Annotated in this window: 20 protein-coding genes and 1 pseudogene; 13 read left to right on the top strand and 8 right to left on the bottom strand. The window is 60.8% G+C overall.

Annotated elements, in window-relative coordinates; translation table 11 throughout:
• Position 1 precedes the first annotated feature (1 nt).
• Both ACVILI_RS10695 and ACVILI_RS10690 read right to left on the bottom strand, forming a co-directional pair.
• Complete coding sequence (locus ACVILI_RS10695) at positions 2–1,261, bottom strand: O-antigen ligase family protein (RefSeq protein ID WP_038644793.1); 1,260 nt, start codon at positions 1,259–1,261, stop codon at positions 2–4.
• Entirely contained in the window at positions 1,258–2,481 is a 1,224-nt protein-coding gene (locus ACVILI_RS10690; protein WP_038644791.1) for a glycosyltransferase, read from the bottom strand. Before ACVILI_RS10690 ends, ACVILI_RS10695 begins: the two co-directional genes overlap by 4 nt.
• A gap of 294 nt (positions 2,482–2,775) precedes the next feature.
• Between ACVILI_RS10690 and ACVILI_RS10685 the strand changes: the two genes are divergently transcribed.
• The 3 genes from ACVILI_RS10685 to ACVILI_RS10675 all read left to right on the top strand — a co-directional run bounded on the left by ACVILI_RS10685 (position 2,776) and on the right by ACVILI_RS10675 (position 7,668).
• Complete coding sequence (locus ACVILI_RS10685) at positions 2,776–5,547, top strand: AMP-binding protein (protein ID WP_240565083.1); 2,772 nt, start codon at positions 2,776–2,778, stop codon at positions 5,545–5,547.
• Between the two features lie 303 nt (positions 5,548–5,850).
• Positions 5,851–7,338, top strand: coding sequence for a calcium-binding protein (locus tag ACVILI_RS10680; RefSeq protein WP_240565085.1), 1,488 nt, complete (start codon positions 5,851–5,853; stop codon positions 7,336–7,338).
• A gap of 117 nt (positions 7,339–7,455) precedes the next feature.
• On the top strand, positions 7,456–7,668 hold the full coding sequence (locus tag ACVILI_RS10675; protein ID WP_019860134.1) for a DUF768 domain-containing protein: 213 nt from the start codon (positions 7,456–7,458) through the stop codon (positions 7,666–7,668).
• 130 nt (positions 7,669–7,798) lie between these two features.
• Here the strand turns inward: ACVILI_RS10675 and ACVILI_RS10670 are convergent, their stop codons facing one another.
• The gene (locus ACVILI_RS10670; protein ID WP_038644785.1) at positions 7,799–8,524 is read right to left on the bottom strand and encodes an AAA family ATPase; all 726 of its coding nucleotides are present in this window, start codon (positions 8,522–8,524) and stop codon (positions 7,799–7,801) included.
• Positions 8,525–8,840: 316 nt separating this feature from the next.
• Here ACVILI_RS10670 and ACVILI_RS10665 point away from each other — a divergent pair, with 316 nt between their 5' ends.
• The 5 genes and pseudogenes from ACVILI_RS10665 to ACVILI_RS10645 all read left to right on the top strand — a co-directional run bounded on the left by ACVILI_RS10665 (position 8,841) and on the right by ACVILI_RS10645 (position 16,477).
• Positions 8,841–11,597 carry a non-ribosomal peptide synthetase gene (locus tag ACVILI_RS10665; RefSeq protein WP_038644783.1) on the top strand — a complete coding sequence of 919 codons (2,757 nt, stop codon included), beginning with the start codon at positions 8,841–8,843 and terminating at the stop codon, positions 11,595–11,597.
• Positions 11,594–12,577: an NAD(+) synthase gene (nadE, locus tag ACVILI_RS10660; protein WP_083246621.1), complete on the top strand. Its 984-nt coding sequence runs from the start codon at positions 11,594–11,596 to the stop codon at positions 12,575–12,577. The genes ACVILI_RS10665 and nadE overlap by 4 nt, the downstream gene beginning before the upstream one ends.
• Before the next feature lie 6 nt (positions 12,578–12,583).
• Entirely contained in the window at positions 12,584–14,611 is a 2,028-nt protein-coding gene (gene asnB, locus ACVILI_RS10655; protein WP_038644781.1) for an asparagine synthase (glutamine-hydrolyzing), read from the top strand.
• Positions 14,601–16,155, top strand: a pseudogene (locus tag ACVILI_RS10650) (class I adenylate-forming enzyme family protein). The gene asnB and the pseudogene ACVILI_RS10650 overlap by 11 nt, the downstream one beginning before the upstream one ends.
• Positions 16,156–16,210: 55 nt before the next feature.
• Entirely contained in the window at positions 16,211–16,477 is a 267-nt protein-coding gene (locus tag ACVILI_RS10645) for an acyl carrier protein (protein ID WP_019860142.1), read from the top strand.
• 54 nt (positions 16,478–16,531) lie between these two features.
• On the opposite strand, the gene ACVILI_RS10640 is transcribed toward ACVILI_RS10645, so the two are convergent.
• Complete coding sequence (locus ACVILI_RS10640; protein WP_019860143.1) at positions 16,532–17,224, bottom strand: N5-glutamine methyltransferase family protein; 693 nt, start codon at positions 17,222–17,224, stop codon at positions 16,532–16,534.
• A 95-nt stretch (positions 17,225–17,319) separates the two neighbouring features.
• A complete protein-coding gene (locus tag ACVILI_RS10635) occupies positions 17,320–18,279 on the bottom strand; it encodes an aldo/keto reductase (RefSeq protein WP_038644779.1) in 960 nt (319 codons plus the stop codon).
• 665 nt (positions 18,280–18,944) lie between these two features.
• Here ACVILI_RS10635 and ACVILI_RS10630 point away from each other — a divergent pair.
• The 3 genes from ACVILI_RS10630 (at position 18,945) to ACVILI_RS10620 (ending at position 21,975) form a co-directional block, all read left to right on the top strand.
• The gene (locus ACVILI_RS10630) at positions 18,945–19,907 is read left to right on the top strand and encodes a GAF domain-containing protein (protein ID WP_038644777.1); all 963 of its coding nucleotides are present in this window, start codon (positions 18,945–18,947) and stop codon (positions 19,905–19,907) included.
• 144 nt (positions 19,908–20,051) lie between these two features.
• The gene (gene adh / locus ACVILI_RS10625; RefSeq protein WP_019860147.1) at positions 20,052–21,569 is read left to right on the top strand and encodes an aldehyde dehydrogenase; all 1,518 of its coding nucleotides are present in this window, start codon (positions 20,052–20,054) and stop codon (positions 21,567–21,569) included.
• Positions 21,570–21,636: 67 nt separating this feature from the next.
• Positions 21,637–21,975: a DUF779 domain-containing protein gene (locus ACVILI_RS10620; RefSeq protein ID WP_010914203.1), complete on the top strand. Its 339-nt coding sequence runs from the start codon at positions 21,637–21,639 to the stop codon at positions 21,973–21,975.
• 112 nt (positions 21,976–22,087) lie between these two features.
• Here ACVILI_RS10620 and ACVILI_RS10615 read toward each other — a convergent pair whose 3' ends face one another.
• Positions 22,088–22,234: a hypothetical protein gene (locus ACVILI_RS10615; RefSeq protein WP_171903263.1), complete on the bottom strand. Its 147-nt coding sequence runs from the start codon at positions 22,232–22,234 to the stop codon at positions 22,088–22,090.
• Between ACVILI_RS10615 and ACVILI_RS10610 the strand changes: the two genes are divergently transcribed.
• Entirely contained in the window at positions 22,235–22,666 is a 432-nt protein-coding gene (locus tag ACVILI_RS10610; protein ID WP_010914202.1) for a potassium channel family protein, read from the top strand. It abuts the gene before it with no gap.
• A 12-nt stretch (positions 22,667–22,678) separates the two neighbouring features.
• Here the strand turns inward: ACVILI_RS10610 and hemN are convergent, their stop codons facing one another.
• Positions 22,679–24,028: an oxygen-independent coproporphyrinogen III oxidase gene (hemN, locus tag ACVILI_RS10605; protein ID WP_038644774.1), complete on the bottom strand. Its 1,350-nt coding sequence runs from the start codon at positions 24,026–24,028 to the stop codon at positions 22,679–22,681.
• A 156-nt stretch (positions 24,029–24,184) separates the two neighbouring features.
• Here hemN and ACVILI_RS10600 point away from each other — a divergent pair, with 156 nt between their 5' ends.
• Positions 24,185–24,913, top strand: coding sequence for a Crp/Fnr family transcriptional regulator (locus ACVILI_RS10600; protein ID WP_027047203.1), 729 nt, complete (start codon positions 24,185–24,187; stop codon positions 24,911–24,913).
• A 2-nt stretch (positions 24,914–24,915) separates the two neighbouring features.
• On the opposite strand, the gene ACVILI_RS10595 is transcribed toward ACVILI_RS10600, so the two are convergent.
• Positions 24,916–25,326 (bottom strand): hemerythrin domain-containing protein, encoded by a 411-nt coding sequence (locus tag ACVILI_RS10595; protein ID WP_038652171.1) that lies wholly within the window; start codon positions 25,324–25,326, stop codon positions 24,916–24,918.
• Positions 25,327–25,434 lie beyond the last annotated feature (108 nt).

Genomic DNA, 25,434 nt, shown 5'->3' with positions numbered 1-25,434 from the left:
TCTAATATCTCCTCTGGCGAACGATCGCGGGGACCGCCTGCGGCGTTCCGGCGACAAGGCAGAGGGTCACACAGAACCACACGATCGGATGGCGGATGATCAGGTGCGGAGCACTGAAGACAGCGATCGAAGCCACGAGCGCCACGAGCGTGTCCTGTCTCGCGCCCCAGGCGGACAAGGCGGCCGAGCCGAGGATCCACAGCAAGGCCAGGACTGAAATCAGGCCACCCTGAGTGTAGAGATCGAGGATCGTGCTATGGGCCTCGAAAGGCCGCGGCAGAAACTGCTGATCGACTGTGGAGGGACGATCAAGGTGCGGGCCTGGTCCGAGACCCAGCGATCCGGATCTTGCTCCCTTGTCCAATGCCTCGTCCCAAAGCTGGAGGCGAAGTGTCGCGGTTTCCGCGGTTGCTTCCCCGCCCTTGTCCTTGGTGAGGCTCTTGGCGAAGTTTTCGGCGTTGGCGGCCTCGCTGAGGGCGTAAGGCGCGATGGAGACCGCCAATGGAAGGAATGCAACGGTGAACAGGAGGGCAAGTTGCCGTGAAAGGCTGACCTTGCCGCCGTCGCTAGTAAGCCATGCCCGAACCCTCAGCCCAAGAAGGATCAGGCAGGCCAGGATCGTCGTATAGAGATAGGTATCGCTCTTTGTCAGCCTTCCGACATAGAAGGTGAGGATCAGGCTGGACAGCCCGAGACATCTTCCCCATGGATTGCTGGTGGTTGTGGCAAGATGCAGGGCCAGTGGACCGAGGAGCGCGCAGTAGAGCGCAAGCTGGTTCGGATTGTCAGACCAACCGCTGAAGCGGTCCCAGAACCAGGGGTGGACGCCAGACTGATGGATCCAGCCGAAACCAAGCCCCACCTGGATGACAAAGCCTGCATTCGCGACAGCGATCATCCACCAGGCGATACGGCGTAAACGGGAAGCAGCGTTGGGTTCCGCGGCTGCCAGGCAGGTAACGCAGACCAACAGCACGTACGCCATCGTGTCATGCAACAACGGATCGAGGAACAGCGTGGTGGTCAGAAAGCCGATGATGGACCCCACGCCCAGGGCAAGCGTCAGGATCACCCAGAAACATGCAAGTTTGGTGAGGGCCGGCGTAACCTCCAGTCGGCCGCCGGCAAGGATGCGGGTGATCGACAGCAATATCCAGAGCGTGAGGAACAGTTCGCTGTAGCCGAACGGCAGCCCGGGGATGCTGAGCTGCACCGCGTAGGACATTGCGATGCCGAAGGCCAGGATCGCATCACGGATCATTGCCGCGCCTCACCCAGTCGGGGGGCCCGCGCACCCTCTTCCCTCGAGATCACGGGCGCGGGCCGAGCAAGACTGCCGCGGTATTTGCCACCGAGGACAGTCTTGTACAGATCGCAATACTGGTCGACGACCCACGACAGCGAAAAGCGCTCCCGCACGAGGCCGACGGAACGGCTGCCCATGACCTTTCCACGGGCGCGGTCGGACAGAAGATCGACTATTCTGGACGCCAGGCCATCGGCATCGCGCGGCGCGACGAGATAGCCATTCCAGCCATCTTCAACCACGTCATTGCAGCCGGGCATTCTCGAGGCGACGATTGGCAACCCGGACAAACCCGCTTCCAGCAGGACGCGCGGAATGCCCTCGCGATACTGTGTTGGAAACGCGAACAGATCCGCCATGCCAAGGAGAGCTGGAACGTCCCGCCTTGGCCCCAAGGCGACGACGTAAGGAGCATATTGCTCGATATCGGACCTGCTGACCGCGAACGGACCTTCAGAGTCCTGCGGACCGACAAGCACGAAACGCGCATTGGGCCTCTCGGAGAGGACGCGGGGAACCGCCTTGATCAGGGTCGGAATCCCTTTCTGGCGAGTCAGCCGACCGACAAAGATTACGACTTCGGCCGACTGAAGCCCAAGCTCCTCGCGCATGGCGGCGGCCGAAGGGCCACGGTACTTTGCTGTCGAGAATGCATTCGGGTCGATGCCAGAACTCCGGATCAGTCGCCCTTTGCCGCGACCCACCAGCCGATAGCGGTCGAAGAAGGCCTGATCGTCACGATTCTGGAAGACCGTCATGGCTGTCCAGAGTGACGCCAGCCCCTGAAGGCCACAAAAGACCGGACGTAGCGCCAGCGCCCGCGGTTCCCGTGATGAGAATGTCCAACCAAGCCCATTGATGGTGCGAATGACCGGAACCTGCCCGCGCACGGCCAGAGGCGTGAGGAGGTTGGGCTTGGTGTCGAAACTTTGAACAATGTCCGGACGCAAATCGGACATCAATTTACGGATCGCGCTGACAGCTCCCCATTCTCCACCGCCACTGGCAAAGCGGTCGAACCCAAAGCTGCGATGCGGAATGCCGTGAGGCGAAAAGGCGTCTCCGGCATCGCTCGAGACGGCAGTGACCCGAAAGCCCCTTTCGCGCAGCGCCAGGAGGAACGGAATTCTAAGCCGGTGATCCTCGCCTCCTATGCAAACCAGATGTGGACTCATCCTGTCCCTCCTGGATGCCGGCAGAATCCCAACCGCGCAAAGCCGCTGGCCCTGTGATCTGTTCACGGCCCGGCTTCATCGCCCCAGTACGCACAACACCCAGCCTCACGCTAGGAGCAGGCTTGCGCGTTGTCCTCGTCTGTTTAAATGAAGCAAGGCATTGGGCGGTGCGGCGATGCAGCGGCAACCGCTGTCGGATCGATGAGTTGAGCGGAAACTCATTCGTTCTAACGATGCCAGGGCCGACATGGTCGCGTAGGACACGGCAAAGCCAATCAGCAAAACAAGGGGGCTGTGTTGGAGACGTCGGGCTACCCGCGTTTAGAAAGCCGTTTTCCACGTGCCTTGCCATCCGTTGGCGGTCCGACAGCGGATCAAGATGTTGTGATAGCTCGCAACAGCAGCCCTCCAGACGGCTTCACATGGAAACAGGCCTCCACCCGCCCTCTGGATATGGGCGGACCAACCACCCGTCTCTTCCCGCGGATGGGCGACGACTTCTCCGAAAAATCGGCGTTCTCGCACCTGGAGCGGGTTGTCGAAAAATACCCGGCCAAGATCGCGATCAGTGACGGCTCTACGTCCCTCAGCTTTTCGGAACTGCTCAACGCAGTCCAAAACCTGGCGGCTGCGATTGCCGGTTCCACCCCACCAGGCAAGGCGGTCGGGATTCTGATCGGAAATACCCTCTGGTATCCGGTGGCCATGCTCGCCGCCATGCGGGCCGGCAGGCCCGCCGTGCCGTTGAACCCCCGGGATCCATTTCAGCGCCTCGTGGCAATTTCCACCAGCGCGCGGCTGGCCGCGATCATCAAGCCAGGGCCAGGTAAACCGGCAGGCTGGCCGGATGCTTCCTCGCTTGAATGGATCGACGCGACAAGTTGCACGGCCGCAACGCCGGATGGCAGCCTATCGGCGTTGCCGCCCGAAGTATCGGTCGATGCTCCGGCAATCGTTCTGTACACGTCAGGCAGTACCGGAGCGCCGAAGGGCGTCGTGAACAGCCAGCGGGCGATCCTCCAACGCGTTCAGCAATATGTGGATGCCTGCCACTTCGGTCCCGACGACGTCTTCATGCCGTTGACCGGGCCGGCGACGATCGCGGGATGCCGCGAGATGATGACCCCGATGCTGTGCGGCGCCACATTGTACCTCTCGGATATAGAGAGCGCCGGCATTCGCGCCGTCCGCGACAATTTCGAGAAATGGCAGGTGACGGTCGTCTATCTTGTGCCGGCGCTGCTGCGCGTGTTGATGAATGGTTCTGCGCCCAACACATTCTCTTCCTTGCGGATCGTGCGGGTCGGCGGAGAAAAGATTCTATGGTCCGATATCGACCGGCTCCGAGACAGCGTCCCCGAGTCCTGCCTTGTCCAGATCAGCTATTCGTCCACGGAAACGACCGGCACGCAATGGTTCCTGCCGAGGGGCTACCAGGAACGCGGCGCAACGGTCCCGGTTGGCTTCGTGCTACCCGGCATCGAATACACCGTCGTGGATGAGAACGCATGCGAGGTCGCCCCGGGCGATGAAGGAGAGTTGCTGATCAGAGGCAACTACTCCACGCTTGGCTACTGGACGGATGGGGAAAACGTCCCTCTCCAGGCGAACTCCGGCAACCCGCTGCTTCGAATCTTCGCAACAGGCGATCTGGTCAGGGTCGACGACACCGGAATGATGTGGATCGTCGGACGAAAGGGACGCCAGATCAAAATAAACGGAAGGCGGGTCGAACCTGCCGAACTGGAACTCGTCCTGCGCCGGGCGCCTCAGGTGGATGATGCCGTTGCGGTGGTGACGGACGCGAACGAACTGGTGGCCTTTGCCGTCCCCGCCAGACCTGGCGGAAGCGAGTTCATTGCTGAATTGCGCGACCTGATCAGGACGGCCCTGCCGCCGGCTGTTCACCCGACGCGCCTGCACAGTGTTGCCGAGATACCGCGGCTCAAAGGCGGCAAGGTCGACGGTGTCAAGCTGCGGGAACTGGATCGCGCACTGAACGCGCAAGGCGCCCAGAACATGCCCATCGCCCGGCAGGCGGCAAACCCGCTTGATATCGAAGGCACCGCGGCGGCCGTATGGGAGAGAATTCTCCCGGGCAAAAGGGCAGCTGGCAGCCGCTGGGACGATGCCGGCGGCGATTCATTGAAATTGCTGCAATTCGTCATGGAACTGGAGACGGCTCTGGGGCGGGAACTCAACCTGGACGCGTTCACGGTCGGGATGAGTTTCGCCGATGTCGTCCGGGCAGCGTCTCCAGGACAAGACACAAGCAGCTCGCTTGTCGAGACTCCCGACCCCAGACCCGTTTTGTTCATCGTGCCCGGATCGATCGGTTACGGTCCAAGCCTGGCTGCCTTCGGCGCCGAGATGGGCAATGTCGCCAGGGTTGTTGCGGTGCGCTACGGGGATCTGAACGATCTGCTGAAGGGAGATGGCACGATACCGCGGATGGTGGATGCGGTTGTCGACCAGATCAACCTGGCCCAGCCCGATGGCAATGTGAAGCTGATCGGTTATTCGCTTGGCGGCGGCGTCGCCTTCGAGGTTGCCGCCAAACTTGCTGCCGCCGGTCGGTCGGTCACGTTCCTGGGAATCCTCGACACCAATATCGGGCCTGGACAGCACAACTATCGCGAAAGACTCGCACGCACCGCCCAGCGCATCCGCACGCATCGCGTGACGGTGGATCGCATGATTTTGCGGGCTCTGGCAAAATTGTTTGCCCAATTTGGCGCCGAGGCTTTGCTTGCGAGGGGTATCGACTGGCTGAAATGGAGGAGCTTCGCCAGAACGCGATTCATCTTGCGCCTTGAGCTCGAAGAAGTCCTGCGGATGCGCGCATTTGGCCAGTGGCTCGCGCAACCGAAGCCCACATTGCCGATCACCGCCACCCTGTTTCGATGCAGGCGCACAGGCGTTCCGTCAGACCTTGGCTGGAGTGCTTTCGTCACAGGCCTGAACATAATCCCGATCGTCGGCGGGCACCTGGACATGCTCGTTGAACCCTATCTCAGCCACAACCGTCCGCTGATAGAAAAAGCCTTTGTAGTGAGCGGCACATAGCGGGTGATTCGCGCACGCGGAGGCTGAATCCAGACCGGATGCCCGTGTATCTTGCTGACGGATCCACAACAAATCCGCTGGCACTGCCGTCGTAGCGAGAACAGCCTGGTGCTGCGTCGCCGCGCTGAAATATCCCTAAATAATCAACAAGTACCAGGACCCGGGCAGCCTTCCCGTCGCATAGGCTCTCCTTGCCATGATCAACGATTCTATCAATGGGCGCCGGTATTTGATTTGGCCCTAATATATCCTTTCCAATAGGCAGGCATGGGGCACCACCGAATCGGACGTAAGGATATTTGCATGACAACCCTCCACTATGCCTCGGGTGGGTCGGCCTCCGAGGTCGCAACCGCCGGGTTCAATCTTGTCGACGTTTCATCCGTGGACGAACTCAACGCCTTGCCGGCTGGCACGAAAGGTCTGGTTTGGCTGGATGAAGCCAATGGCGCAACCTCGTCTTTCATTGACAAAGTCACGCCCTTCATCGGCAACCCGAAGGTGTTCGGCTTCTTCCTCGTCGACGAGCCCGATCCCACGGGCAAATGGGGAACCTATGCCACAGCCGACAATCTGAAGGCGGAATCCGACTGGATCCACACCCACCTGCCCGGCGCCAAGACCTTCATCACCATGATGAACATGGGGTCTTCGGCTGATCCCGATTTTTCAAACACTTTCAATCCCGCCAACACGCATATCGACTATTACGGCGTGGATCCCTACCCGGTGCGCACCGGCACAAGCACCGTCGACTACAATATGATCGACAGGACCGTGGCCGCGGCGGTCGCCTCTGGCGTTCCGCTCAGCCAGATCGTTCCGGTTTATCAGACGTTCGGCGGCGGCAACTACACCACCGATACGGGCGGCCAATATGTCCTTCCCAGCGTCGACCAGGAGCAGACCATGCTGGACCACTGGGCCAAGGTTGCGCCATCGCCCGCCTTCGACTATGCCTATGCATGGGGCTCTCAACAGGGTGACACCGCGCTTGGCGACTCGCCGGCGCTGCAGGCCCTCTTCCTTCAGCACAATCAGAGCACCACCAGCGTGCCTTCGACCGGCGAAACAACTCCGCCCACCAGCACTGTGCCCCCTCCCAGCACGGTGCCCCCAACCAGTACCGTGCCTTCGAGCAGCGATCACACTTTCTACGGCACGGGCGGCGCGGATGTGTTTCACAGCACCACCGGCGTAGATACGATGATCGGTGGCGGCTACAACGACACCTACTATGTCAACAACGTCGGCGACAAGGTGGTGGAACTGTTGGGCGGCGGCAACGATACTGTGCTGGCATCGGTGAGCTATGCGCTGTCGGCCGGCTCGGAGATCGAGCACCTCGCCATCACAAGCAAGTCCGGCACTACGACCATGAACCTCAAGGGAAACGAGTTCTCCCAAACCATAGACGGAAATGCCGGCAGCAACGTCATCAACGGCGGTGGCGGGAAAGACGTGCTGACGGGAAATGGGGGCAAGGACTTCTTTTTCTTCAATGCCGCCCTCAAGACCGGCAATGTCGACAAGATCACCGATTTTAATGTGACCCAGGACAAGATCGTGCTCGACCACAATGTGTTTACCGGCCTTCAAGCGGGCACCCTTCCCACCTCGGCGTTCCACGAAGGCAGGGGTGCGCACGACAGCGGCGATCACGTCATCTATAACAGTTCGACCGGCGCCCTGTCTTTCGACAGCGACGGCGAGGGTGGCGCACATCAGATCCAGTTTGCCACCCTGTCTCCGCATCTGTCTTTGACTGCGTCCTCGTTCATCGTAGCGTGAGCCTTGGGAAACGTCAGACCCTGATCACAAGGGTCTGACGTTTTCTTGAATATACCTCAATATACTTCGGTGAAATACTTTGATGGAACGAACCGCTCCAACGAGCATTGGTCCATCATGAGCACTCGCGGCATCGAATTCCTGCAGAAATGGGTGGAGGATAATGTGCCGCCCTATTCGAAATCCGACCCGACCCTTGCGGCCAAACTCGCCGAGCAAGTGACGGCGGACGCCATCAAGGCGGGAATTCGCCCCGAGGAAATCTCGGAAGAAGTCGGAAGCATGTTGACCACCATGCTTGAAGTGCTCGACCAACGCGATACGAAATGATTGCGCGGCCAGTTGCATTGGCAACGTCGCACAGGTCCACGGCCAACACGCCTGCTGCTCGGCCGAAGTGAGGTCCCCACCACTTCATGATCACCAGCCAAGCCAGTGTTTATGGCTTTTATCGCCTTGGTCAACCCGGGACGGTCTCGTACTCTTCCAAGACTCGCGCGATGATCTTGTCGAGGTCGTGAGGTTCAGCACCGTTGACTTGTATCAAGGGCCATCCATCCTGACGCAGGCACTTGCCGATCTCCCTTGAGATATTGGCCTGCCTCAAGCCCCTGTCCACGCCGAGTTCGAACAGGAGGACCTCCAGGAGCGGTTGCTGGGCATGCCGATCCATAAGACGGCGGCGCAGCGTTTCCTGCGGCGCATCGAGCTGGATAAGGAGGTCTGGTCGCGGCATGAACGCCAGGCAGTCACGAACCACGTCAATGCTTGGAGTTCGCGCCAGCACAACCAGCGCGCATAAAGCCTGGATTAGGCCCTCTTCGAAAATGAAATAACCTTCCGATTGCTGCGCTTGACGCCATGACTCGCACAGCAGGGCGATATCGACCTTCATGCGCCATGACCATGTGCGGCTTCGTAGTGGGATTGACGCCAGAAGCCGCGCCGCGACACCATCCTTCGGCAGGGTCGACAGCAAGACTGGGCCGGAGGTGGCAATCTTTTTGCCAATGCGCCCAATGCCATGGCGTACTTCCGGACCATCTTCCTGGGCCGACCCATATTCAATCAGGCGATACCCGTTCACTGTCTTCACGTTGATGCCGTGTTTCGCCATCCCCTGGCAGAGGCCGCGAAGAAGTGTGGTCTTGCCTGCACCAGGCGGCCCAAACAACTCGATGATCATCACGCAATGCCCAAATGTCTCCGAGCAAGCAGTCATTCGCCTGCATGTCAAAGATTAGCCGGATTACGAGCCACACCAACGTTCATTTGAATGACCTTTCATATATGCCGGAGGCACGCGGGATTGGCCCTTGGCAAGCGTCTCAAGATCGGGGACCTCCGGGCGGCCCGGCCGTTCCTGAAGGGGAATTGGAGAACTTCCTCGAGGCCGGGGGCGGGAAAGCGCTGTCTGATCAAGATTGAGGCATCATCCGAATGATTGATGAAAAGATTTCGGTGGCGAGTGATGGTCGACGTTCAGCTTGGTGGGGCCCTGAATGTCTTCAGCGTATTTGCAGTCTGAAGCGGTGAATCAAGACCTGCGGGTGGATTGTCGACCGACGACGACCCGCGGATGGTCAGATATTCCCGAATATGCTCTTGACGAAGAGGGACCCCTCTGGCGCCCCTATCAGCAGATGGGCGCCGGTTTTGCTGACATTCCCATCTTCGATCACCTTAGAAACGTCGCAAGGCAATATCCCGACAAGCTCGCGATCGGCGACGGCGTCAATCGCCTGACTTATTCCGAGCTTTTCAGGGCTGTCGAGACATTGTCGTACCGTATCGCTGCCGTCGTTCCCGAAGGACAGGCGGTCGGAATCCTTCAGGCCAACTCGGCCTGGTACGCTGTGGCGATACTGGCGAGTATGGCGGCCGGGCGGCCTTCGGTTCCGCTCAACATGAGAGATCCGGGCTCTCGGATCATCGAGATTGTGAATGCCGCACGCCTCGGCGCCATTATAGGCGCTGGAAACGTTCGCCCAATCGATTTGCCGCAGGAAGTCCTATGGATCGATATTGCGGCTGGCGTCGCGCCGAACGGTCAACAGGCATCACAGCAGCCACAGCTCCCTTCGGTTTCCGTCGATGCGCCCGCAATGGTGCTTTACACATCAGGCAGCACCGGACGCCCCAAAGGCATCGTCAACAGCCAACGCAGCCTGCTGTGGCGGGTCCGGCAATATGTCGACGCGTGCCATATCAACGCGGATGACGTTTTCCTGCCGCTGACCGGGCCTGCCACGATTGCCGGTTGCCGGGAGATTTTTACCGCACTGCTGACGGGCGCCACGTTGCACCTTCTCGAGGTGGAGGCGGTCGGCCTCCGCGCAGTCCGTGCTCGGGTTCAAGCCGAAGGTGTGACGATCGCCTATCTTGTGCCGGCGCTGCTTCGAGCACTGTTGACCGACGCCCCTCCTGACGCTTTCCAGTCGCTCAGAGTGGCCCGGATCGGTGGCGAGAAGGTATCGTGGACGGACATCGCCTTGCTGCGCAAAGCCGTTTCGGACCAGTGCCTGATCCAGATCGGCTACTCGTCAACCGAGACCACCGGCTCGCAATGGTTCCTGCCGCAGGATTGGCCGGAGCAAGACGCATCGATCCCCGTCGGCAGGCTGCTTCCCGGGATGGCATTCGCCATTGTCGACGAAGCAGGACACGATGTCGGGCCAGGCGAGAGTGGAGAGCTTCTGATCAGAAGCCCCTATGTTCTGCTTGGTTATTGGGAGAACGGCGTCGTCATTCCCGCGCGGCCGGACCCGGACGATCCCGGTGTGCGGGTTTTTGCGACGGGCGACCTCGTTCGGCTGGACGATGATGGCCTGTTGCGCATCGTCGGCCGCAAGGGGCGCCAGATCAAGATCAATGGTCGACGCGTCGAGCCCGCCGAGCTCGAACGGGTCCTGCGTTGCGCGCCTTCGGTGGCGGATGCCGTGGCAATCGTGACGCCGGCCGAGGAACTCATTGCATTCGCGGTTGCAAAGCGCTTCGCCGGGGCTGCTTTCGCGGAGGAGCTCCGTCAGCTCGTCAGAACGACGTTGCCGGCGCCGCTGCGTCCCTTGCGGTTGCACACCATCGCGGAGATCCCACGCTTGCCGGGAGGCAAGGTTGACCTGGCAACGCTCACCGAAATGGATCGTACGGAGAGAAAGACCGCGCCAGCCGTCCAGCCGCCCGCTGCCCGACCGCTCCCCACAGGAGGCCAACTGAATCCAAGGCAAATGGTGCAGCACGCGTGGATGCAGGTTCTCAACACGGGCGCTGCGGCTGGAAATTGGGATGAGGCGGGGGGAGATTCGCTGCAGCTGCTGCATTGCGTCATGGCGATCGAGAGCGCCATAGGGCAAGAGCTCGGCCTCGAGGCCTTCACCGTCGGTATGAGCTTCGACGAGATGGTTGAGGCTGTCGTATCCGCACAGGCGGGCGAACGACACGCCAAGAAGCATCACCCTCCGGTTCTTTTCCTGTTTCCAGGGTCCGTCGGTTATGGTCCGAGCCTGGCTGCGTTCGCAGCCGCCATGGGCAAAGTCGCCCGGGTGAACCCCATTCGATATCCTGGCCTCGCTGCGATATTGGACGGACGTAACAGTCTCTCTGCCATGGCTGCCGCCGCACTCGAGCAGATAGACCGCGCCCAGCCTGACGGCCCTGTGCGACTTCTCGGCCATTCGCTTGGTGGCGCGGTTGCGTTCGAGGTCGCGGCGCGGCTTCTGGCGGCCGGTCGATCGGTAAGGTTTTTGGGTATCCTCGATACGAGCCTTCTGGACGAGCCGAGCAACCATTGGGAAACACTTACCCGCACATTCCATCGCATTCGCACCAATCGCATATCCGCCCACCGGATGGCTTGCCGAGCTCTTGCCAAGATCACCGTCGCCATGGGTTGCGAGGCGTATCTCGCCAGGATTCTCGACCGCTTTGGCAAGGGAGAGTTCAGCCCGACAAGCTTCAGAACCAAACTGGAACTGCAGGAAGTCTTGCGGGCGCAGTCTTTCTTCCAGTGGCTCGCGGCACCCAAACCGGCCCTGCCCATCTCCGGCACCTTGTTCCGATGCCGTCGGGAGGGAATGCCTCGGGCCCTGGGCTGGGAAAGTGCTCTGGCACATTTGGACGTGGTTCCGATCATCGGCAACCACATCGACCTTGTCGTAGAGCCCAATCTTGCCACCAACCGCCCGCTCATCGAGACGGCCGTCGTGCAGACCTACTCCCCGGCCGAGTCTCGCAAAAGGGAGGATCTGTCATCGACGTGATCTCACATTTCAGCAAGGACATGCTGGTGCTCGATGCTCGTGCGGAGGTCGATCGAATCGTTGACACCTTGCGCAAGCAGGTTCTTGGCACGCTCCGCCGTCGCGGAGTGGTTGTCGGCCTTTCCGGCGGCATCGACAGCTCCGTCGTCGCGACCCTGTGCACACGGGCGTTCGGCAAGGACAAGGTCTTGGGCCTGTTCATGCCGGAGCGCGATTCCTCCGGCGACTCCCTGAGACTTGGCCGCCGGGTCGCGTCACAGCTTGGCATTGAGAATATCCTGGAAGACATAGGCCCGGCAGTGGAGGCCGTCGGCGCCTACCGTCGGCAGATCGAGGCGATCCGGACCGTCGTTCCCGACTACGGGGACGGCTGGAAATGCAAGCTGGTGATCGAACCGGTTCTCGAGAGCAACGGCCTCAACATCACCCGGCTCACCGTCCAGGATCCGGAGGGCAAGGTCGACACGGTGCGTCTGTCGCCTGCTGCCTATCTGCAGATCGTCGCCGCAACCAACTATAAGCAGCGTCTGCGCAAGATGACGGAATACTACCACGCCGACCGCCTCAAATATGCGGTTGCGGGGACACCAAATCGTCTTGAGTACGACCAGGGGTTCTTCGTCAAGCAGGGTGACGGAACCGCCGACGTGATGCCGATCGTCCACCTTTACAAAACCCAGGTTTACCAGCTCGCGGAATATCTCGGCGTGGACGAGGAAATCCGCCAGCGGGCACCGACCACCGACACATTCTCCATGGCGCAAAGCCAGGAGGAGTTCTACTTCGCGCTGCCCTATCATCTGATGGATCTATGCCTCTACGGCCTGAACCAAGGGATCGCCAACGACGAGGTCGCGGCGGTTGCCGGCCTCACCGAGCCCCAGCTGCAGAAGGTTTTCAAGGACATCGACGCGAAACGGCGGGCCGCCCACTATCTTCACGCACGGCCTTTGCTCTCCGTGGAAATTGGCGAGGATTGAGCGGGAATGTGCGGCATCGCTGGAATTGTGGCCCTGAACGCCGCGGCGGCTTCTCCTTCACGCGAGGCGCTGATGAGAATGGTGGGCACGCTCTCGCACAGAGGTCCGGACGAGCGCGGCCTTTACCGGGACAAACGCGCGGGGCTGGCGCATGCCCGCCTGTCCGTCGTCGATCTTTCCAGCGGCCAGCAGCCGCTTGCGGACACAGGCGATACGACCTGGATCGTGTTCAACGGCGAGATATTCAACTATGTCGAGCTGCGGGAAAAGCTGATTGCGCTCGGCCACCGCTTCCGAACCCGCAGCGACACCGAGGTCGCGCTGCATGCGTATCGCGCGTGGGGCGAAGCGGCCTTCGAGCGGATGAACGGCCAATGGGCGATCGCAATCTGGGACTCAATAGCAGGTCGTCTCGTCCTGTCGCGCGACCGGTTCGGCATTTGCCCCCTGCATTTTTGCGAGCATGCGGGCCGCCTTTATTTCGCCAGTGAAGTGAAGGCCATTTTCGCCGCCGATCCAACCATCCCCCGCGCGTTTGATCCTGCCGGCCTCGATCAGACCTTCACGCTCTGGACGGTCGTTCCACCGCAGGGGGTATTTCAGGGAATCCACGAGCTCGTGCCCGGGCATGTCCGCATCTACCAGGATGGCACTGTTCGCGAGCAGGTCTTTTGGCAGCCTTCCTACCCCGAGAATATTGGAGCGCTGCAGGGCGAGTTCACCGGGTCGTGCGATGACGCGGTGGACCGCGTGCGTGGCGCCCTCGAAGCCGCGACGGCACTTCGAATGGTGCGCGCCGACGTGCCTGTGGGGTGTTACCTCTCGGGAGGGCTGGACAGCTCGCTTGTGGCGACACTGGGAAGGCGCTTCGCCGGCCGACGCTTCCAGACCTTCTCCTTGCGTTTTGCCGACGCCGAATATGACGAGACCCGCTTCCAGCGGCTGGTTGCCGAAGCAACCGGCAGCGAACACCACGAGGTGGTGGTTTCGCGCGGCGATATCGCGGCAATCTTTCCTGAGGTGATCTACCACACCGAGCGCCCGATACTGAGGACCGCCCCGGCGCCGCTGTTCCTGCTGTCGAGGCTGGTGCGCGAGCGTGGCATCAAGGTCGTGCTGACCGGCGAGGGTGCCGACGAAATGTTCGCCGGCTACGACCTGTTCCGCGAAGCCAAGGTCCGCCGATTCTGGGGACGCCAGCCGACGTCGACACGACGCTCACGCCTCCTGGAGCGGCTTTACCCGTATCTCACCCGCTCGCCGGTGCAACAGCAAGCGATGGCGCGCCAGTTTTTCGGGCGCGGGATCGAGGCCTATGAGGCGCCCGGCTTTGCCCATGATACGCGCTGGCGCAGCACCGGCGCCATCAAGCGCCTGTTCTCCGCGGATCTGCGCGCCGAATCCCAGCGCCGCGACGCCGTGTCGGAGTTGCTTGGCCGTCTGCCCGAGGCGTTTTCGCGCTGGAGCCCTCTTGCGCAGGACCAGTATCTCGAGGTCCAGACGTTGATGTCGGGCTATCTGCTTTCCTCGCAGGGCGACAGGATGCTGATGGCTAACTCCGTCGAGGGACGCTTCCCATTCCTGGACGATGAACTTGTGAGGCTCGCCAATTCACTTCCGCCTTCCTACAAGCTGCGTGTCCTCGATGAGAAGCACGTGCTGAAACGCGTGGCGGAGCCAATCGTGCCCTCCGAGATCGTAACCCGCAAGAAGCAGCCATTCCGGGCACCCAATGCGCTTTGCTTCGCTGCCGACGCCGCACCGGAGTACATTCGCGAAGCGCTTTCGGAGACGGCTATACGCAAGGCGAATGTTTTCGATCCGGCTTCGGTCACACGCCTGCTCGACAAGTGCCAGGCCAGGACCGGTGACGGTGATCTTTCCAATGCCGACAACATGGCGCTTGTCGGCGTGCTGTCGACCCAGCTCCTTCACCAGCAGTTTGTCGCGAGCTGTCCCAGTGCAACCCACGTGCGTGGACTCAGCGTCGACGTCGACCGCGAACATCGGGAGGAGCGCTTGCATGTTGCATGATGCCGTACCCCTGCTGCATGACTACCTCGCCCACTCAGCCGGCCGGCTCGGCGACAAGGTGGCGCTGGTGTGCGGCAAGCAACGTGTCACCTATGGCGAGCTCGAGGCGCGCGCCAATGCAGTCGCCACAGATTTGGCCGCATCAGGGGTCGCGCGCGGCGACCGTGTGATGATCTTTGCCGACAACACCGTCGAGACGGTGGTGAGCTTCTGGGCGGTGCTCAAGGCGAATGCGGTGGTGTGCATCGTCAACCCGCTGACCAAGAGCGACAAGCTTGACTATCTGCTCAACGACTGCCTACCCGCGGCGCTGATCACGGACGCGCATTTGCACTCGATCTTCCGCGAACCGGCGCGCAGTTGCCCGTCACTTCTGCGGACGATCGTTTCCGGATCGATCGATGACGACGAGCTCTCCCGATTGCCGCAAGCCGTACGCTGGGACATCGCGGTCGCCGCCAGCGCCAAGCCGCCGGCGCGGCGCTGCATCGATATCGATCTTGCCGCCATCATCTACACGTCCGGCTCGACAGGGGAACCCAAGGGCGTGATGCTGACGCACAGGAACATGATGACCGCATGCACGTCGATCGCTTCCTACCTCGAGCTTGCCGAGGACGAGGTGATCCTCAATGTCCTGCCCCTCGCCTTCGATTACGGCCTGTACCAGATGATCATGGCGTTTCCGCACCGGGGCCCGGCTGGTGCTCGAACGTTCGTTCGCCTTCCCGGCGCAGGTCCTTGGGCTGATCAGGCAAGAGGGGGTTACGGGTTTTCCCGGCGTGCCGACCATCTTTGCGGCACTCTCCGAGCTCAAGTCCCTCAAGGATCAGGATTTCTCAAGCATTCGCTACGTGACGAACACCGCGGCGGCCCTGCCTCTCAAGCATATTCTCATGCTTCGGGAGCTGTTTTCGAGCGCACGCATCTATTCGATGTACGGCCTCACCGAATGCAAGCGTTGCACCTATTTGCCGCCGGAGGATCTCGCGCGAAAGCCGTTGAGCGTCGGGATTGCGATCCCGAATACGGAAATGTGGATCGTTGACGAACATGACAGGCGGGTCGCCCCCGGCGTCGTCGGCCAGCTCGTCATTCGCGGCGCGACAGTGATGAAGGGATACTGGGGCAAGCCCGAAGCGACGGCCAGGAAGCTCAAACCCGGCCCGCTGCCCGGCGAGCAGGTCCTATACACCGGCGACTACTGCCGGATGGACGCGGAGGGCTACCTCTACTTCGTCGGCCGTGGTGACGAGATCATAAAGTCGCGAGGCGAGAAGGTGGCGCCGAAGGAAGTCGAGAACGCCCTTATGGATATTCCCGGTGTCCGGGAAGCAGCGGTCATCGGTGTTCCCGACGAACTCCTTGGGCAGGCTGTGAAGGCGTTCGTCGTGATGGAGAATGGAAGAACCATCGGCGAAAAACAGCTGCAGATGGAATGCCAGAAACGACTGGAAAACTTCATGGTTCCGAAGTCCATCGTCGTTGTGGCCAGCCTGCCGATGACGGATACCGGCAAACTCAAGAAAACGGCTTTGTCATGAGGTGGGCTCGGGGACGAGGTCGCTTAATTTATGGTGTCTTACAGAGGGCGAATTCATGTTGACGATCAAGGACCGCACCGGAATCTACAGCGAGCAGATCCGCAGTTTCCTGGTTTCGAATTTCTACGTGAGCGACGTGAAGACATTGATGAACGACACGTCCTTGCTCGATCAAGGCATCGTCGACTCGACGGGAGTGCTTGAGATTATCGGCTTCATCGAGGAGACCTTTGGCATCATCGTGGAAGACAGCGAGCTCTTGCCTGAAAACCTCGATTCCATTCAAGGGATCGAGCAATACATCATCCGCAAGATGAACTGATTGCCGGCGTAAAGCCCGGACCGGTTCGCGCAATTGCTCTGGCTTTCGGCACGCTCATGCCTGCGCCTTGGCTTGCCCCAGAACCACCCGGCCCTCGCCCGCTTCGTTCGACACAGCGCGGATGTTCTCGTATGCCTTGCTGCGCTCCAGCAGTCCCATCACCTGTCGGTCCTGGCCAAGGCCGACCTCGAAGAGCAGGGTGCCGCCAGGCCGCAAGTATCGTGGCGCGTCCTTCATCACCCGCATGTGGATGCTCAGGCCGTAAGGGCCGGCCGCGAACGCTTCGCGCGGCTCGAGTTCGACCAGATGCGCCCGGTCGCCCTCTAGCCGCTTTTCCGAAATGTAGGGCGGATTGCAGACGATCACGTCGATCGTCCCGTCGAGCCCGAGGCCCGAGAGAGCGTCGAACAAGTCGCCCTGAAGCACCGAAACGCGGTCAGCCATGCCGTGATGGGCGGCGTTGCGGCGCGCCACGTCGACGCATCCATCGGTGAGGTCGCTCGCCCAGACACGTGCGGTGGGAATGTGGTGGGCGATGGCACACGCCAGATTGCCAGTGCCGCAGCACATGTCGACGATGCGCGGCGCCGGCAGGTTCATTTGATGCAAAACACCAAGGGCCGTCGTGCCCAGCAATTCCGTCTCTGGCCGGGGGACGAGCGCACCGGGCGCGACGAGCAACTCAAGTCCCATGAAGATGGCGCGGCCCGTACCATAGGCGTCGGCGACACTGAACTCTTTGCTCATGGCGACCCCACTGGCTTGATCTTCCCAGTATAGCTGTTCGGCATTCCTGCGCCAGTCAAACCTGTCGTTGGATAACCCGGCAAGCTGCCAGCCGATCAGTCTTCCACACCCATGTCGAGCGCGGCTATGGCGGCATTCAGGCGGTCGGGTGTTGGATCGTGCTTCAATCGCCGCAGATTGAAATCGAGGTGTTCCTTCTTGAACATGGAGACCAGGGTGACGCCGGCTGAATTCGTTGCGAATGCGTAATCGGCGAGAAATGCGATCGCAATTTCAGTGGGACTGCCGTGGTATCCGAGGTCACCAAGAGCGACCAGTATTTCCTTGCGCGCATTGAATTTCGCGACGATTCGATTGAGGCCCGAGAATGTCCCGTGCGTTACGAACGTTCTGTGCCGGTGAGAGCGCGCCTTCAACTTGGCGAGGTTTGACTCCAGCGGGGTATTGGCAATCTGCACGAACCGATAAGGCAGCGATTCCTGGAGAGCCGTCATTCCGGCCTCGAGATCTCCCGCGACCGAGATGGCCCGGGCTTTCCCGTCCTGAATCACGCGCTCCACGGCCCGGATGATATCCTCGCGAACAAGCTCTTCGGCGGTCGGACGATGCAGTGCGAGGACATCGACATAGTCCGTGCGAAGACGCCCCAGGCTTTCCTCGACACTTGATCTTATCAACGCCGCAGACAGCGGCACCTTGAAAGGCGTGGGGCGCACTCTTGAAGCATGCTGCTTAAGCGCCGGAACCGTCGCCACAGCTATCCGCGACAACGGCTTCAGCAGTCGCATGGTGGCGGAGGTCTTCGGTGGGCGCATGCCAACCTTGGTGCAGACACAGACGCGATCGCGTTTCCTGGACGCAAATTCACCCCAGATCGATTCAGCCATGCCGTCGCCATAAGAAGGCGCTACGTCGTACCAGGTCACCCCTGCTTCGTAGGCGCGTTCCAAGGTCTCGATGCCCTTGCGAACTCCGATGCGAGAGCCAAGCGAAGCGCAGCCAAAACCGATACTTGAAACCTTGCTGCCGATAGCTTCGACAAAGACCCGCTTCATGGCGAAGCCTCTTTTTGATATCGGCACCCCAAGCCGCCGTTTTCTCAGTCGAATGATTTTTTATCTTTCTGTCAAGAGACAAGTAAGAGAATCATGAATCCTTCCCCAATTAAAAGGCGGCGTGAAATGGCATATCTGCGGGTTTCGGATCTTAACCCCAGGTGACTTCATGCATAGTTTGGCCAGATGCTTCTCCATTGGAACTCACTCCTGAAAGATATTTTCAGGCGCGGAAGATACATTTATATTTTTGATTCTGTTGATTTTTCGTGGATTGGGATCAGAAATCTTCCTGCATTGTTCCACATCGATCAGCGACGTCTGCAGGGCAGTTATCTGTATGCCTTGGCGGTAATTTCGGCGACCAGGCCATAATGAGCAGATCTTTGCTCTCGATCAATGAATGCCCGGTTCTTTGTGCTAGATTTTGAACCACCTGATGGACGCCTAGGAGCAAAGAGTGTTCTCGGCGAGTAGGGCTATGGCTTGGCCGGATATCGCAGTTCGATGACTCCTCCTCTGGTTCTTCTGTCGAATTGACAGTGTCATGACTGAAAGCCGAATCTGGTATGGCACCAGCGCGACCTTGTCTTGAAGCAGCGATGTTCCAGGAGCTGAAGGAAAGCCTGATTTAGCTGAAGGAAAGACTGGTCTTGGGAGGAAGCATGGGCGAGGACCTATCCGGTCATCATGCCGACCGCATTCAGGCCGCGATCGCTTCGGACGCGGCGGCGAAATCCGCGCTGGTCGCGTCCTGGCGACGGTCTTCCAATTTGCACCGGCTCGATCCAGCCGACTGCAGTTCCCCACGCTACCTCACGGAGACTGAGCTGGGGCAGGCCCGACAACGCATCGAACCACTCGTCCGGGCTGCCCAATCGAGTCTGGACCGGCTCTATCTTGCGGTGGGCGGCGTCGGGTGCTGTGTCCTCCTCGCCGATCGTGACGGCGTGCCGGTCGAACGGCGCGGCGCGCCCGTGGATGACGAAACGTTTCATTCCTGGGGTTTGTGGACTGGCTCCGTCTGGAACGAACAAAGCGAGGGCACCAACGGTATCGGCACCTGTCTGGTCGAACAGCGCGCGCTGACGATCCACCGCGACCAGCATTTCCATACGCGCAATACGGGGCTCAGCTGCACCACGGCTCCGATCTACGATCACCAGGGAGATCTGGTGGCAGCGCTTGATGTGTCTTCCTGCCGTGCTGACCTGACCGAAGCTTTTGCCAACCTTATTTCGCTGGCCGTTATCGACGCGGCGCGTCGGATCGAAGCAGAAAACTTCAAAATGGCATTCCCCAAGGCGCGCATTTTGCTGGCGCCGGTGGCCGACAAAGGCTCCGGCGCTCTAATCGCTGTAGATACCGACGATTTGGTGGTCGGCGCGACCCGGTCGGCTCGCCTTGCGCTTGGAATTACCCAGCAGTGCCTCGACAAGCCGATGCCCGCGGCCGATCTGCTCGGCTGGGCTGGCCCCGAAGTCCTTGCCGAGGCGGAGCGCGGTGTTCTGCAGCGAGCGCTCGCGCGGGCAGACGGAAATATCTCGGCCGCAGCCCAGGCGCTTGGCATCAGCCGCGCGACGCTTCACCGCAAGCTCAATCGCCTGGATGTACACAGGTCGCACTGACCAGTCGAAACCTCAAAGGACTGTCGCAATTCTGCGACACATCCCGCCCGCCCGCTGTCTCCGGGGCGGTGACATTGGCAGCATAAATCGCAAGTCTCTTCCGAAGCGTCGCATCCCGCGACGTCAGCTTTGGGAGGAAGACACATGAACAAGGTTGAATTCTCACGCCCGGTCAAGGCGCCTTTCGACAAGCGTTACGGCAATTTCATCGGCGGCAAATGGACCGAGCCTCGCTCCGGCCGCTACTTCGATAACCACTCCCCGGTGAACGGCCAGCTGCTGTGCGAGGTGGCGCGCTCGGATGCCCAGGACATCGAGGCGGCCCTGGATGCGGCCCATGCCGCCAAGGACGCGTGGGGACGCACCAGCGTGGCCGAGCGGTCGCTTATCCTCAACCGCATCGCCGACCGCATGGAGGAGAATCTCGATCTCCTCGCCTGCGCCGAAACCTGGGACAACGGCAAACCGATCCGGGAAACGACCGCGGCCGATCTGCCTCTGGCCATCGACCATTTCCGCTATTTCGCCGGCGCCGTGCGCGGCCAGGAAGGCAGCCTTTCGCAGATCGACGACGACACTGTCGCCTACCATTTCCACGAGCCGCTCGGCGTGGTCGGCCAGATCATTCCCTGGAACTTCCCGCTGCTGATGGCATGCTGGAAGCTTGCGCCCGCGCTTGCGGCCGGCAACTGCGTGGTGCTGAAGCCCGCCGAGCAGACACCGGCCGCCATCCTGCTCTGGGCCGATCTTATCGGCGATCTGCTGCCGCCAGGCGTGCTCAACATCGTCAACGGCTTCGGCCTCGAGGCCGGCAAGCCACTCGCGTCGTCGCCGCGCATCGCCAAGATCGCCTTTACCGGCGAGACCACGACGGGCCGGCTGATCATGCAGTATGCCAGCCAGAACCTTATCCCCGTCACACTGGAACTGGGCGGCAAGTCGCCCAACATCTTCTTCAAGGACGTTGTCGCCGAGGACGACGATTTCTTCGACAAGGCCATCGAAGGCTTCGTCATGTTCGCGCTGAACCAGGGTGAGGTCTGCACCTGCCCGAGCCGTGCGCTCATCCATGAATCGATCTACGACAGGTTCATGGAACGTGCCCTCAAGCGCGTCGAAGCGATCGTGCAGGGCGATCCGCTCGACCCGGCGACGATGATTGGCGCCCAGGCCTCGTCCGAGCAGCTAGAAAAGATCCTGTCCTACATCGACATCGGCCGTCAGGAAGGCGCCGAGGTGCTGACCGGCGGTGCTCGCAATGTTCTGCCTGGCGACCTGGCGGGCGGCTATTACGTCAAGCCGACCGTGTTCAGGGGCCACAACAAGATGCGCATCTTCCAGGAAGAGATTTTCGGACCGGTGGTTTCGGTCACGACCTTCAAGGACGACGACGAAGCGCTCAGCATTGCCAACGACACGCTCTACGGGCTCGGCGCCGGCGTCTGGACACGTGACGGCAACCGCGCCTATCGCTTCGGCCGCGCGATCCAGGCCGGCCGCGTCTGGACCAACTGCTACCACGCCTATCCCGCGCATGCGGCCTTCGGCGGTTACAAGCAGTCCGGCATCGGCCGCGAGACGCACAAGATGATGCTCGACCATTATCAGCAGACCAAGAACATGCTGGTCAGCTATAGCCCGAAGAAGCTCGGCTTCTTCTGATCGGCTCTTTGTCGCACAGGCGCGGCTCCGCGAGGGGCCGCGCCCAAGACTGGAGATCGGAAAGACCATGCACGCAAAGGTCACGGCGACGCCGGCCGCCCTCGAACTGATCGCGGAGATCGTTGCCGAACATGGGCCGGTGCTGTTCCACCAATCCGGCGGCTGCTGCGACGGCTCGTCGCCCATGTGCTATCCGCGCGCCGGCTTCATCGTCGGCGACCACGATGTACTGCTCGGCCACATCGAAGACGCGCCCTTCTACATCGGCGCTTCGCAATTCGAGGCCTGGAAGCACACCGATCTGATCATCGACGTGGTGCCTGGTCGCGGCGGCATGTTCTCGCTCGACAATGGTCGTGAGAAGCGATTCCTGACGCGGTCGACGATCTGCGCCGTTCAGATGTGATGTCGGTGCATCGGGCTGCTTCCCCTTTGCCTCGGTGAAAGGACGCACCAGAAAACAGACGCGTGGCATCATGCCTTCGCCTGGCGGCGATCGTCCGAGATATCGATGTACCTTAGCAGATGACTGATTGTAATTCGGTAAAGTCGACCGCGAAATATTTGCGCAATGCCGGATCTTGGCCGGCGCCCCAGAAGAAGGCCGCCTCCATCGGTTTGATCTTGCACAATGCAAAGCGCCGCTGCGCCGCTACGATCAGCATATGGTCATAAATCTGTTCGCCGGCACGATCGTCATCAGCCTGACGGTCCTCATCCACACCTTCGGCCTCATCGCGATCACCCACGCCATGGCGCACCTCGTGGCTCGCTTCCGCATGCATGGCCGGCGCAGCCGAGTGATTGCGATGATCAGCGTCGTCATGGGGCTCTTTGCCGTCATCACGGCCGAGGTGTGGCTGTGGGCCGGCGTATATCTTGAACTCGGCGTCTTGCCTGACTTCGAGACCGCGCTTTATTTTTCCACCATCACCTTTTCGACGGTCGGATATGGCGACGTGGTTCCCGCCCATGGCTGGCGCGTCCTGGCGGCGCTCGAGGGCGTGAACGGATTTCTGCTCATCGGCTGGTCGACCGCTTATCTGATCGCGGCGGGAACGCGTATCGGCCCGTTCAGGGTCGGCGAGCACTTCTGACCGGACAGGCGCTCAGACCGCCACTGAATGCCTGGCCGTGCCGGCTTCGAGGTACTTGTCGAACTTCGCTGCCACCGTCCTGACAAGCGGGCGGCTGTCCTTCGGCACGACGAAGTTTTCGCCGTCGAGCCGAAGCAGCAGGTCGCCGCCGCTGATCGCAAGTCGACTTGCTAGGGCCAGGAGTCGCTGGCCGACGTCGCCGAAGCGTTCGACCAGTTCGATGGCCGAGAAGGCGAAATGGCACATCAGACGCTCGATGATCCAGCCTCTCGCCAGATCGTCGACGCTGAGCTCGATGCCGCGCGCCACTGCCAGCTGTCCGGAATCCACGGCCTTCTCGTATGCGCCGGTTGCGACGATGTTCTGGGCGTAGCCCTGGCGGTACCGGCTGATCGCGGACGGCCCGAGCCCGATCAGCGTCTCGCAATTGTCCTCTGTATAGCCCTGGAAATTGCGACGTATCTTGCCGGTGCGAGCCGAGATGGCGAGCGTATCGTTCGGCTTGGCGAAATGGTCCAGGCCCAGGGCCTCGTATCCGGCGTCCACGATCAGCCGGGCGGCGAGCTGCGATTGCGCCAACCGTCCGGCAGAATCGGGGAGCCATGCTTCGTCGATCATGGTCTGATGTTTCTTGAACCAGGGAACATGTGCATAGCCGAATAGCGCCAGCCTGTCGGGCTGCAACGTCAACGCCTGGGCGACGGTCCGGGCAACACTCTCAAGGGTCTGGTGCGGCAGTCCGTAGAGCAGGTCGAGGTTCACCGAATTCACGCCACGCGCCCGCACGGCGTCCACCACGCTCTTGGTCAGCAGGAAGCTTTGCTCGCGATTGATGGCTTGCTGCACCTTGGGATCGAAATCCTGAACGCCGAGGCTCGCTCTCGTCATGCCGATCGCGCAGAGGGCGTCGAGCCGGGCCTCATCCATGTCGCTGGGATCGATTTCGACACTGAGGCTGGCATCGTCGAGCACATCGAAACGATCCCGCAGCGCTTTTCCCAGCGACAGGATGTCCTCGGGCTTCAGCATCGTCGGCGAGCCGCCGCCGAAATGGATGGCGCGCACCCGGCCCTTGCCGCGCACGAGGCTGCCAATCGTCTCGATCTCTCTATGCAAGGAGTGTAGAAAATTTGCCACCGGCTGATAGTGCCGGGTCTGCTTGGTGTGGCATGCGCAGAACCAGCACAGCTTGTCGCAGTAGGGAATATGCAGATAGAGCGATATCTCGTCATGGCTTTCGAGCGCTTCGAGCCAAGTCCGACAGACAGTCGCATCAACCCCCGGGTGGAAATGAGGCGCCGTCGGATAGCTCGTGTAGCGCGGTACATTTTCGCCAAGCCTGGCGGCCACTTCCGGTTGCATGTCGCTTTCCCTGTGTTTGCAAGGTCAGGCAATGGCCGCAATCGCGCGCCAATGCCTTGATTTCGGTCAAAGCCTTTGCACCGGACAAACTGTCACAAGGCTTTTTCAATGGCCGACACTTATCTTGCCGATACCCAGGGCCATGGGACGATCGTGATGACAGTGCGTCAAGATGTTCATAGCGCCGGCATTCCCGTGCTTTGCCAATCATGCGAGGCGCGGCATCGCGGCGTCTGCGGTGCGCTCGACGCCGATCAATTGGTCGGGCTCGCCAAGATTTCGTCAAAGCACACCATTGAACCGGGCGTGGAACTGATTGGCGACGCCGAGACCGTCGACAGCTATTCCAACGTGCTTTCCGGCGTGGTGAAGCTGACGAAAAGCCTTTCGGACGGTCGCCAACAGATTGTCGGGCTTCAGTTTGCTCCCGATTTTCTGGGGCGGCCATTCAAGGTGGAAAGCGCTATCAACGCCGAAGCGGCAACGGCCGTCTCCCTGTGCTCGTTTCCAAGAGCGTCCATCGAGAGAATGATGAGGGAATCGCCAGAGCTCGAGCATCGCCTGCTCAAGCAGACATTGAACGAGCTTGACGAAGCACGCGACTGGATGGTGACGCTGGGACGCAAGACGGCCGCCGAAAAAGTGGCGAGCTTCCTCCTGATGATTGCCAGAAACATCGATCCCACGCTCGATCCGGCCACCAACGCGACGAGCTTCGAGCTGCCGCTCACACGCGCCGACATCGCCGATTTCCTCGGCCTGACGATCGAGACGGTGAGCCGCCAGTTGACCCGGCTGCGGACAGATGGGCTAATCCGGACCGAGAACAATCGACATGTAACGGTGACCAGCCTTACCCGCTTGGCCGGCCGCTCTGGCGCCTGACCTCAATCAGCGATCCCGATCATCGGCAGCACGTGCTCGCGTTCAAACGCGATGTGCCGGCGCAAGTTCTCGAACAGGCCGCGCAACATGAACCCGATGGCTTCGGGATTCTCGACTGTCTCGCCATGTCCGATGGCCAGCAGGATTTCAGTCACCTCACCGGCAAAGCATTCGTCTTCCACATGCTCGGCCCGCAATCGTCGGGTCGAGGCAAGGTTCGCCTCGCTGCCGACCACCGCCTCCTCGTAAGCCGGAAAAATGATCGCCTCTTCGTACTGATGGATACTGCGCAGAAGCGGCACGATCGAGTTGGCTGTGCTGAGGCATATCATCCGATCAACACCCGGCAGAGCGTCCGCGATTTTTTCCAAAGCATCGCAAAGGCGGAGTTTCTCGTCATGCGCACGCCGCATCACAGCGGTCGGGACGGCCTCCCGCCCGGCCAGCGTGGAGATGTCCCGGTAGTTTTCAAACAGCGACGATCCTCGCACTTTCTCCGAATTCAATGTCAGCCTCCGGTC

The sequence above is a fragment of the Mesorhizobium sp. USDA 4775 genome (genome assembly GCF_054062655.1).
Note: the sequence above shows the minus strand (reverse complement) of the source record. Positions and strands in the feature narration are given on the sequence as shown.